5 protein-coding genes and 1 pseudogene are annotated in these 8,837 nt (G+C 71.6%); 2 read left to right on the top strand and 4 right to left on the bottom strand.

What is annotated here, in order from left to right; genetic code table 11:
- The 3 genes from ACFRFC_RS25090 to ACFRFC_RS25080 all read right to left on the bottom strand — a co-directional run.
- Positions 1–591, bottom strand: a 591-nt coding sequence (locus ACFRFC_RS25090) for an ABC transporter substrate-binding protein (RefSeq protein ID WP_383112655.1), incomplete at its 3' end; no start/stop codon positions are given.
- Between the two features lie 41 nt (positions 592–632).
- The gene (locus ACFRFC_RS25085; protein ID WP_382689536.1) at positions 633–2,231 is read right to left on the bottom strand and encodes an FAD-dependent oxidoreductase; all 1,599 of its coding nucleotides are present in this window, start codon (positions 2,229–2,231) and stop codon (positions 633–635) included.
- A complete protein-coding gene (locus ACFRFC_RS25080) occupies positions 2,228–3,277 on the bottom strand; it encodes a LacI family DNA-binding transcriptional regulator (RefSeq protein WP_382689538.1) in 1,050 nt (349 codons plus the stop codon). Before ACFRFC_RS25080 ends, ACFRFC_RS25085 begins: the two co-directional genes overlap by 4 nt.
- A 204-nt stretch (positions 3,278–3,481) precedes the next feature.
- Here ACFRFC_RS25080 and ACFRFC_RS25075 point away from each other — a divergent pair, with 204 nt between their 5' ends.
- On the top strand, positions 3,482–5,854 hold the full coding sequence (locus tag ACFRFC_RS25075; RefSeq protein WP_382689540.1) for a hypothetical protein: 2,373 nt from the start codon (positions 3,482–3,484) through the stop codon (positions 5,852–5,854).
- A gap of 114 nt (positions 5,855–5,968) precedes the next feature.
- Positions 5,969–6,670 (top strand): annotated as a pseudogene (locus ACFRFC_RS25070) (2-phosphosulfolactate phosphatase).
- Positions 6,671–6,686: 16 nt separating this feature from the next.
- On the opposite strand, the gene ACFRFC_RS25065 reads toward ACFRFC_RS25070, so the two are convergent.
- Complete coding sequence (locus ACFRFC_RS25065; protein ID WP_382689542.1) at positions 6,687–8,630, bottom strand: PucR family transcriptional regulator; 1,944 nt, start codon at positions 8,628–8,630, stop codon at positions 6,687–6,689.
- Between the last annotated feature and the right edge of the window lie 207 nt (positions 8,631–8,837).

Genomic DNA, 8,837 nt, shown 5'->3' with positions numbered 1-8,837 from the left:
GACGAAGCCGGCCTTGCCGGTCTTGTCGTTCACGGCGGCTCCGGCGGCGGCGACCTGGTCCCAGGTCGCGGTGGCCGGGTCGATCTCCTGGCCGGCTTCGGCGAGCAGGTCGGTGTTCACGTAGAGGGCGTACGGCGAGTTGGAGAACGGGTAGGCGTAGAGGGTGCCGTCGCGGCTGAACTCCGCTGTCACACTGCCGAGCAGGTCGTCGTACTTCCAGCCCGGGGTGGCCTTGAGTGTGTCGGTGAGGCCGAGGAGGGCGTCGGAGGCGATGAGGTCACTGGACAGGTCGCCCATCCAGGCGAGGTCGGGGGCGTTGCCGCCGGCGATCTGGGTGGTGAGCGTGGTGTTGTAGTCGGCGAACGGCAGGCTCTCGAAGGTGATCCCGGCGACGTCCGGGTGGTCGGCCCGGTAGGCGTCGGCGATGCTGTTCAGCAGCTTCAGCTGGGCCTCGTCCGACGTCCAGACCGTCATCCGCAGCTGGGTCGCGGTGTCCTGGCTGTCGGCCGCCGGCCCGGAGCAGGCCGCCGCGCCGAGCGTGAGCGCCGTCGTCGCGGCGAGTGCGCCGAGCGCCTTTCTGGTTCTGAACATGTGCGCGTTCCCTTTCGTGGTGCTGGTCGGCCCTTCGCGGCTCAGTAGCCGACGATCTCGGGCCAGTGCAGTTCGACGCCGGCCTCGGTCAGGCGGCGCTGGAGCTGATCGACGAGTGCGGGTTCGGCGGCGACCTGCCGCGGGCTGAGCGCGCGGTCCAGGCAGAAGGCGGCGAGTTCGCCCGCGGACTCGCCGATGTTCCATTCGACCGGATGGAGCCGGTAGGCGCCGTTGGTGATGTGGGTGGTGCCGATGTTCTTGGCGGCCGGGATCAGGTTCTGGGTCCGGACCGGGACCAGGGCGCCCAGCGGGATCTCGAACGGCGCCGACTCGACGTCGATGTAGTTGTCACCGCCGGTCGAGGGATGCAGGTCGATCCGGTACATGCCCACCCCGACGGACGCGTCGAACCGGGCCGGGCCGGCGTATCCGCGGGCCTCGATCGAGATGTCCTGCTCGCGGATGGTGGTCAGCGCCTTGATCCGGCGCGATTCGCGGATGTACGGCGCCTGCGCGAAGCCGTCGGTGGTGCCGACCACATCTCCGCGCAGCCGCAGCCCCGGCCAGCCGCGGCCCCCGTCGGGCCGGGGCGCCTCGGTCTGGAGCCAGTGGACGTAGGCCCGGGACTGTGCCTTCGCCGCGGCCAGGTGCGTCAGCCGCTCGTCGGTGTCGATGATGGAGCCGCCGACGTAGTCCAGCTGCGGCCAGTTGGCCAGCACGATGTCACTGCCGTACAGCCCGTCGGTGAAGGTCTGCCGCGCGGCGATCCGCCGGAACTGCCACAGGTCCCGGTCACCCGCGTCGAACCGCGGGTCACCGGAGACGTCCCGCTCCGGATTGACGATCATGGTGCGCTGCTCCGGCACCAGGGTGCGCGGATCGGGCGCGGTGAACGACAGCATCGGCGCTCCCCAGAAGGGCAGTTCGAGCGCGCGCCAGTCGTCGTAGTCGGCGGGCCGGGCGATGGTGTGATCGCCGTGTGCGTCGTGATCGAAGACGAAGCACCACGCGATCGACTGCACGTTGGTGGGGTCGGCGACCTCGGCCGCGCTCGGCTCACCGGTGTCGGACCGCGCCTCGGCACCGACGACGTACTCGGTGCCGGTCAGCGGGAGCAGGTCACCGGTCTCCGTGCCGTCCAGCACGAACCGGGCCGTGATCACACTCTCCGCCCCGGTCGCCGGATGGGCGACGGTGACCGTGCGGACCACGCCGTCCACGACGTCCGCCGCGAGGGGAACCGCGGGTTGCAGGACGGTCAGCCGGCCGCTCGACCGGTACGGGGCGAGGAGAGCGTCGATCACCGCGAGCGCCACCCGCGGCTCGTGGCACAGCCGGCTCACCCGGCCGCGGCCCGGGTTGAGTTCACGGTCCGCGCGCGCCGCCGCCGACAGCGGATAGTGGTCCCGGTAGTAGCGGCGGATGTGGTCCCGCAGCGTCCGGTAGCGGGCGGTGACGCCGAACTGCTCCACCCAGATGTGCTCGTCCGGCGGCACCGCCTGGGAGGTCAGCTGGCCGCCCAGCCAGGGGTATTCCTCGGTCATCACCACCTGGTGACCGCGTTCCAGCAGCGCGAGCGCCGCCGCCACCGATCCGAGGCCGCCGCCGATGATCGCCACCTCCGCGGCGAGCGCGTTCACGAGAGCCCCGTCGAGCGGGCGACAACGGTCTCGCCCGCTTCGACCTCGGCCACCAGCAGCCGCTGGGTGTCCAGGCCGGCCCACTCCTGCGGGTCGGTGACGATCAGCTGCTGCAACAGCTCCAGCGCGTCGGCGGCGACCTGCTTGCGCGGCACCCGGAAGCCCGTCAGCGCCCGCCCGTCGACGCGATGCCCCCGCACCTCGCCGAGCGCGGCGACGGAGATCTCGCCGGGCACGTCGACCCCGGCGCCGACGAGCGACAGGATGACATCCTCGGTGAGGAAGGCGTCCTCGGCGATGATCAGCGTGGCCTCGGTGGCGCGGGCCAGCCGGGGCAGGTCGGCGACGCGCTCCTCACCGACGAGCATGAACGCCATACGGCCCGCCGCCGAGGCCGCCTCGACCGCGCCACGCCTGTCCCGCGCGGTGGCGGTGTCGCGGCCACGGTGCACATACAGCGCCTGGCGGTGCCCGCCGGCCGCGGCCAGGTCGATCACGGTGTCCGTCGGAGTGACGTAGTCGATACCGACGTAGGGCACCGCCGCGGCCGTCTCGTCCCTGCGGCCGACCGCGACGAACGGGAACTGCTCGGCGACCATCCGCTCCAGCTCGGAGCCGACCATCTGCTGGCCGAGCAGGATGCAGCCGTCGGTGAGGCGCAGGCGGGTCTTGCGGTGGAACAGACTGCGGGTGCCGTTCTCGACCGGCGAGGACGTGAAGAACAGCAGGTCCCAGCCGATCGTCTCGGCCGCGCGCTCGATGCCGTTCAGCAGCGGGCCGTAGAAGTCCATGCTCTCCGGCGACAGGGCTTCCTCGTAGGTGAAGACGCCGATGATCTGGTTGTCCAGACCGGCCAGCCGGCGGGCCGCCGGATCGGCTACGTAGGTGGCCTGATCGAGCGCCCGCCTGACCCGCGCCCGCGTCTCCTCCGAGATGCGGGCGTTCGTGTCGTCACGGTCGTTCAGCACCACCGACACGGTGGTCTGACTGACGCCCGCGATCTCGGCGATCTCGCGCTGGGTCACCCGGCGCGGCTTCGTTGGCATCGATCCTCCGCTGATAATGCGTATCTGCAACGAACATCGGTGACCTTAAGCCGCCGGAAACAAGAACGCAATCCCCTCTTGACCAACGGGTCACCGAGTTGACATCGTCCGTCTCGCCGCGCTGAAGCAGCCACGACGGCAGCCATGACGGCGCCGTGAAGATAGGCATTATCACGACACCGCGCGGCCGGACAGGAGCGAACGATGACCACGCCCCATGCTCAAGGCCCTCATGCCCGAGGCCCCCGCCTCAGCCGTCGCGGTCTGCTCGGCGCGGCGCTCGCGGCCAGCGTCGTACTGATCGCCGAGCCCACCGCCGTGACGGCCCACGCCGCGGCCGGTGATGTCACCCTGACCGCCGGCGGGATCAGTCTGCTGGCCGGTGTGGGTGGTCGGCTGGCCATCCGTGACGCGGCCGGTGTCACCCGCTCCGCCGGGTCGAAGTTCCAGATCAAGGACCGGCTCACCGGCATCCACCTGTCGACCGGCGGCACCCCCGCACCGGCCTCACTCCCGGACGGCACACCGGCGATCCGGATGGACTACACCTTCGACGCCGCCGCCGGCCCCACCACCGTCGTCGGCTGGTTCAGCGTCAGCACCGGGCACGCCCGGCTGGAGTGGCGGATCAGCGGCGCGGACACCCTGGTACCGGACGGCTTCCTGTTCAGCCGGGCGATCCAGGCACCGACCGGGCCCGACGACTACATCGCGATCACCGAGTGGGTCCGCGACACCGGCGGCGGCATCCCGTACGAGGAGACCGCGGGCGTCGCGCACACCTCGGCCTGGGGCAGTCTGCACGGGCTGTTCCTGCTGGAACGGTCACGTCAGGCATGGACGAACACGACCTGGGTGCACGCACCGGGGGTGGCGGACCCGGCCGGCGGGTGGACCAGCCGGGCCGACTTCTTCTTCTCGGAGACCAGGCCGTCGGCGACGGCCACCATCGGCCGCGGGATCGAACTCGGCCTGGAGCTGACCGCCGACCGCGACTTCAACCTCTATCAGGTCCCCGGCGAGCCGATGCTGCTCACCGCCCTGGTCGCCAACGGCGGCGCCGCACGGACGGCCGAGCTGGAACTGTCGGTGCGCGACTTCGACGGCGCACACCTGGCCGCCACGACGGTGACCGGCAACATCACCGCGGCGGGCACCTGGCAGCACACCTTCACCGTGCCCGCGCCGACCGCCGGCATCGCGATGGCCGAGGTCGTCGTACGGTCGGCGGGCGACGAGGCATTCGCCCGGACCAACCTCGCGACGCTCGCGCCCCACACCTACCAGGCCGGTGCGGACAGCATGTTCGGCATCGCCAACTATCCGTGGCTGCAACGGCCGAGCGCCACCGCCGTACTCGATCTCTGGCAGCGGGCCGGTATCTCACTGGTCCGCATCGCCTACGACGGCGGCCCGGGGCTGCCTCCCTCCGCGTTCGACGCGCGCGGCATGCGTCACAACATCGAGCTGCAACCGTCACTCGAAGCGACCGACACCGAGGCGGCTGCCTGGGCCGCCGACAAACTGACCGTGGCGCAAGGGGCGGGCGCCGGCTATTTCGAGGTCGGCAACGAACTGAACCGGCCGTTCAACACCGGGGTGGCCGCCCAGTCCTATCTGGACAAGGCGCTGCGCCCGGTCTTCGACCGGCGGGCGGCGACCGGTGCCACGATCAAGCTGATGAACAACGGCCTCGCCGGGATGGACAAGCCCTGGGTGGAGAATTTCATCGCCGCCGGCGGCTGGGACCTGATCGACGCGTTCGCCTATCACCCCGGGCGCGGCAACTTCACCCCGGACTACATACCGCCGGGCGGTGACTGGAGCACCGGCCCCGAGGGCAGCTACTGGAACTTCTACGGCGGGCTGAAGCAGCTCAAGACGCTGATGGCGCAGCACGGCGAGAAGGAGATCTGGCTGACGGAGGCCTACGCGCCGACCAGGCCGAACAGCTGGTGGCACGACACCTACCGGCACGCGGCGGAGAACGTCCTGCTCAGCCTGGCACTGGCCAAAGCCGAAGGGGTCACCTGTGTGTGCTGGTACCAGTTCCACGACAGTGTGCTGGGCATGCCGCAGGTCGCCGACCCGGACAATGTCGAGTACCACTACGGGCTGATGAACCGCGACCTCAGCCCGAAGCCGTCGCTCCTCGCCTACGCGACCGCGGCCCGCCTCCTCGACCAGGCCACCTTCCAGGGCCACCTGGCCTTCACCGACCCGCAGACCTTCGGCCTGTGGTTCGCCACACCCGACGGCCCGGCGGTCGTCCTGTGGAACCGGGCCGACGGCTACCTCCTCAACACCTCCGGCCAGCGCACCGACTGGCACTTCCCCGCCCCCGAGATCTGGGTCGACCCATGGCCGACCAAGACCCTCCTCACGGTCACCGCGGGCACCGCCGTACGCGAGCTGGACGCCATCGGCCGCAGCCGGCAGCTCTCACCGGCACAGGGCCAGGTGACACTCACCCTCGACGGCGCCCCACGCGTCTTCTACGGCCTGACTCCGGTGGCCCAGCAGGGCACCCATACGCTGGCGGGCTGCCGCATCACGACGGCGAGGGCGCGCGCGTGAGGCGGCGGCGTGACTCCGTGTGGTGCTTGAGCAGGCGGGCGGGGCGGGATCATGATCGGTATGGACACTCCCTTCACCATGGACTCTCGTTTCACCATGGACCGTCGTTCCACCATGGACACTCGTTTCGTCGGCATCGGCGAGCTGGTCGAGGTCCCGTCCGTCGCTGTCGTGGTGGACGTCATGCGTGCTTTCACGGTGGCCGGCTGGGTCTTCGCCCAGGGGGCGGAGAAGATCGTGCTTGCCGGGTCGCTGGACGAAGCCCTCGCGCTCAAGGCCCGCCACCCGGAGTGAGTGACGCTCAAGGACGGCCCGAGGGCGCCCGGTTTCGACCTGGTCAACTCGCCGGGCCTGCTGCGGTCGGTCGACCTCGGCGGACGGACCGTTGTGCAGAAGACCACGGCAGGGACGGTCGGCGCCCTCGCGGTCAAGGAGGCGTCGCTGGTGCTGTGCGCGAGCTTCGTGGTGGCGGAGGCGACGGCTCGGGTCCTGCGGACACGCGGGAGTGACGGTGTCACGTTCGTGGTCACCGGCGACGACGGACGGGCCGATGAGGATCTGGCGTGCGCTCACTACATCGCCCGGAGAGCCGTCGAGCCCGGGACGGACGCCGCCGGGTTCCTGCGCCGCGCCGCCGGGTCGCGCGCCGCCGCCGAACTGGCCGACGGTGTGCGTCAAGGGGTCCATCCCGATGACGTGGAACTCTGTCTTGAGCTGGACCGGTTTCCCTTTGCCATGGCGGCGGCGTCGGAGGACTCACTCATGGTGCTGCGTCCGTGCGCCGTGCCTTCGCCGGTCGGCGACGCCTCGATCTGACGGGGTCTCTCCGTCGTCACCTGGTGCCGGGTAGCGGGCCGTCGCCGTGCGGCCTCCCGGCCGGGGCGCCCTGTACGGCCGCGAGTTCCACCGCCAGCAGCAGGCGCAGGGTGGGGTCCTCCAGGGGCAGGCCGAAGATCCGCTCGGCCTTGCGCAGCCGCTGGCGCAGGGTGTTCTGGTGGACGTGCAGTGCCGCACTGGCGGGAGCTACCTCGCCGAAGTGCCTGAGGTAGGCGGCCAGCGTGGTCAGGAACTCGGTGCCGTGCTGGGCGTCGTGGGCGGCGATCCGCTCGGCGGTGCCGGTGCGCAGGTCCGCCCGTTCACGCACGGTCCGCAGCAATCGGCGCAGCACCAGGTCGGCGCGGAGGTCGCCGATGCGGTACAGGCCCGGCCCGGCGCCGGTGTCGTCCAGGTGGTCCAGGGCGGCGTCGATGTCATGGCGTGCGACGCGCAGCCCCGGCGGGGCTACATCGGCGTCCGTGCGCACCGCGACGTACCGGCGCCGGGTGGCTCGGTACGCCCGCTGGAGAAGGTGGTCAAGCAGTTGACCGAAGGGCACGGCGGCGCCTGAGGCGGCCGGCAACAGGGCGTACAGCCGCCCGCCGATCACCGCCGCCGCGGGCTCGTACCCGAGGGAGCGCCCGTCCAGGGCCACCAGGTCGAGCAGACGCAGCAGATCGGCACGGTGTCGGCGTCGGGCCTCTTCGGGTGCGGTGCGGGGCGCGGATTCGGCCGGGGGCGGGGGCGGGGTCTGGGGTGGGGGTGGCGTCGAGGCTGTGGACGCGGTCGGGACTGGTGACGCGCTCAGGTCCAGGGGCCCGGTCGAGTCCGCAGGCGCGGTCAAGTCCGGAGTCGCGGTCGAGTCCGCAGACCTGGTCCAGATTCGAGACGCGGTCGACTCCGGAGACCCGGTCCAGTTTCCTGACCCAGTCGAATTCGAGGACCCGCTCAAATCCGGAGACCCAGCCGACCCCGGCGACCCAGCCGACCCCAGAGACCCGGTCAACCCCGGAGCCACCACCGCTTCCGCCAAGCCAACCAGCACCCCACCCAGCAGCAACCCACCCGAGACCCCGGAAGCCTCACCGGGCGCGGACCGGCCGGCCTGCGGGGGGTCCAGGGCAGCCCGCAGGGCCTGGTTCCGGCTGTCCTGGTCGGCGTCGATCTGCCGGCGCAACGCGAGCATGTGGAGGGCGGCCACCCCGGCGGCCTCGCGGAGGGCGGCCTCGAAGTCGCCGGCCGGGCCGTCGGGTGGGAAGGCCACCCAGAGGGATCCCAGGACATCCATGCCGGCCCGGATCGCCACGGCCAGCCGCGGCAGGTCACCGGGCCGGTGATGGCGTACCACGGAGTCCGCCCGCCACAGTTCGCGGTCCAGATGGTCGGCCACGGCGTCCTCGGGGACCTGCCGGCTCAGGATGCCGCGTCGGCGGGTGTCGTCGATGGGCTGGCCGGGCAGCGTGGAGTAGGCCACGACGATCCGGTGGACGTCCATGATCGCGACAGCCCCGCCGACGATCGCGGCGAGGGCGTCCGCCAGGGCGAAGAGGTCTCCCCCGGCCGGCCGGTCCCCGCCCCGGCCCGCGTTGGCGGACGGGGCGGCGAGCAGCGTGCCCACCATGTGCTGGATGCGGCTCCACGGCACTTGGGGGTCCACGGCGAGCACCGCCACCCCCTCGCGGCGGGCCTGCTCCAGCAGGGCGGGGGCGGCGGGCAGCGGGGTTTTGACGGCGAGGGCGGCCGAGCAGCGCGCCGCGGTCCGCAGGGCTTCCCCGGCCGCCGTACCACCGGGATCGAGGCCCACGCCGAGCAGCAGCAGCCCCGGCGGAAGGTCGCCGGTGGCGTCCGGGCAGTCCAGCAGGTCGACCCCGGTGACCGCCTCGGGCCGCCCCTCGGTCAACGGGGTCACCGCGCCCTGGGGCAGCGCGCCCACCAGGCGCCGCAGCGACAGCGACGGCATGGGTCCGGTCCCTCCTCATGGCAGACACTCGACGGGTTCTCGGCACCCGACGTCGGATCCGATGTCGGATCCAGTGTCGGATCCGACACCAGCGACCGACTCTCAGTGTACGTTCCGCCATTGCCGCGAGGAGTGCGCAAGTCCGATGCTCGTTATGAGCCGCTCTCCCCAGCTGTCCCCGGTCGTCACGGGCCACGTCCGGCACGG

It is taken from the genome of Streptomyces sp. NPDC056734, assembly GCF_042790455.1.
Classification (GTDB): domain Bacteria; phylum Actinomycetota; class Actinomycetes; order Streptomycetales; family Streptomycetaceae; genus Streptomyces.
The sequence above is the reverse complement of the archived record's forward strand: the minus strand, read 5'-3'. Positions and strand labels throughout refer to the sequence as shown.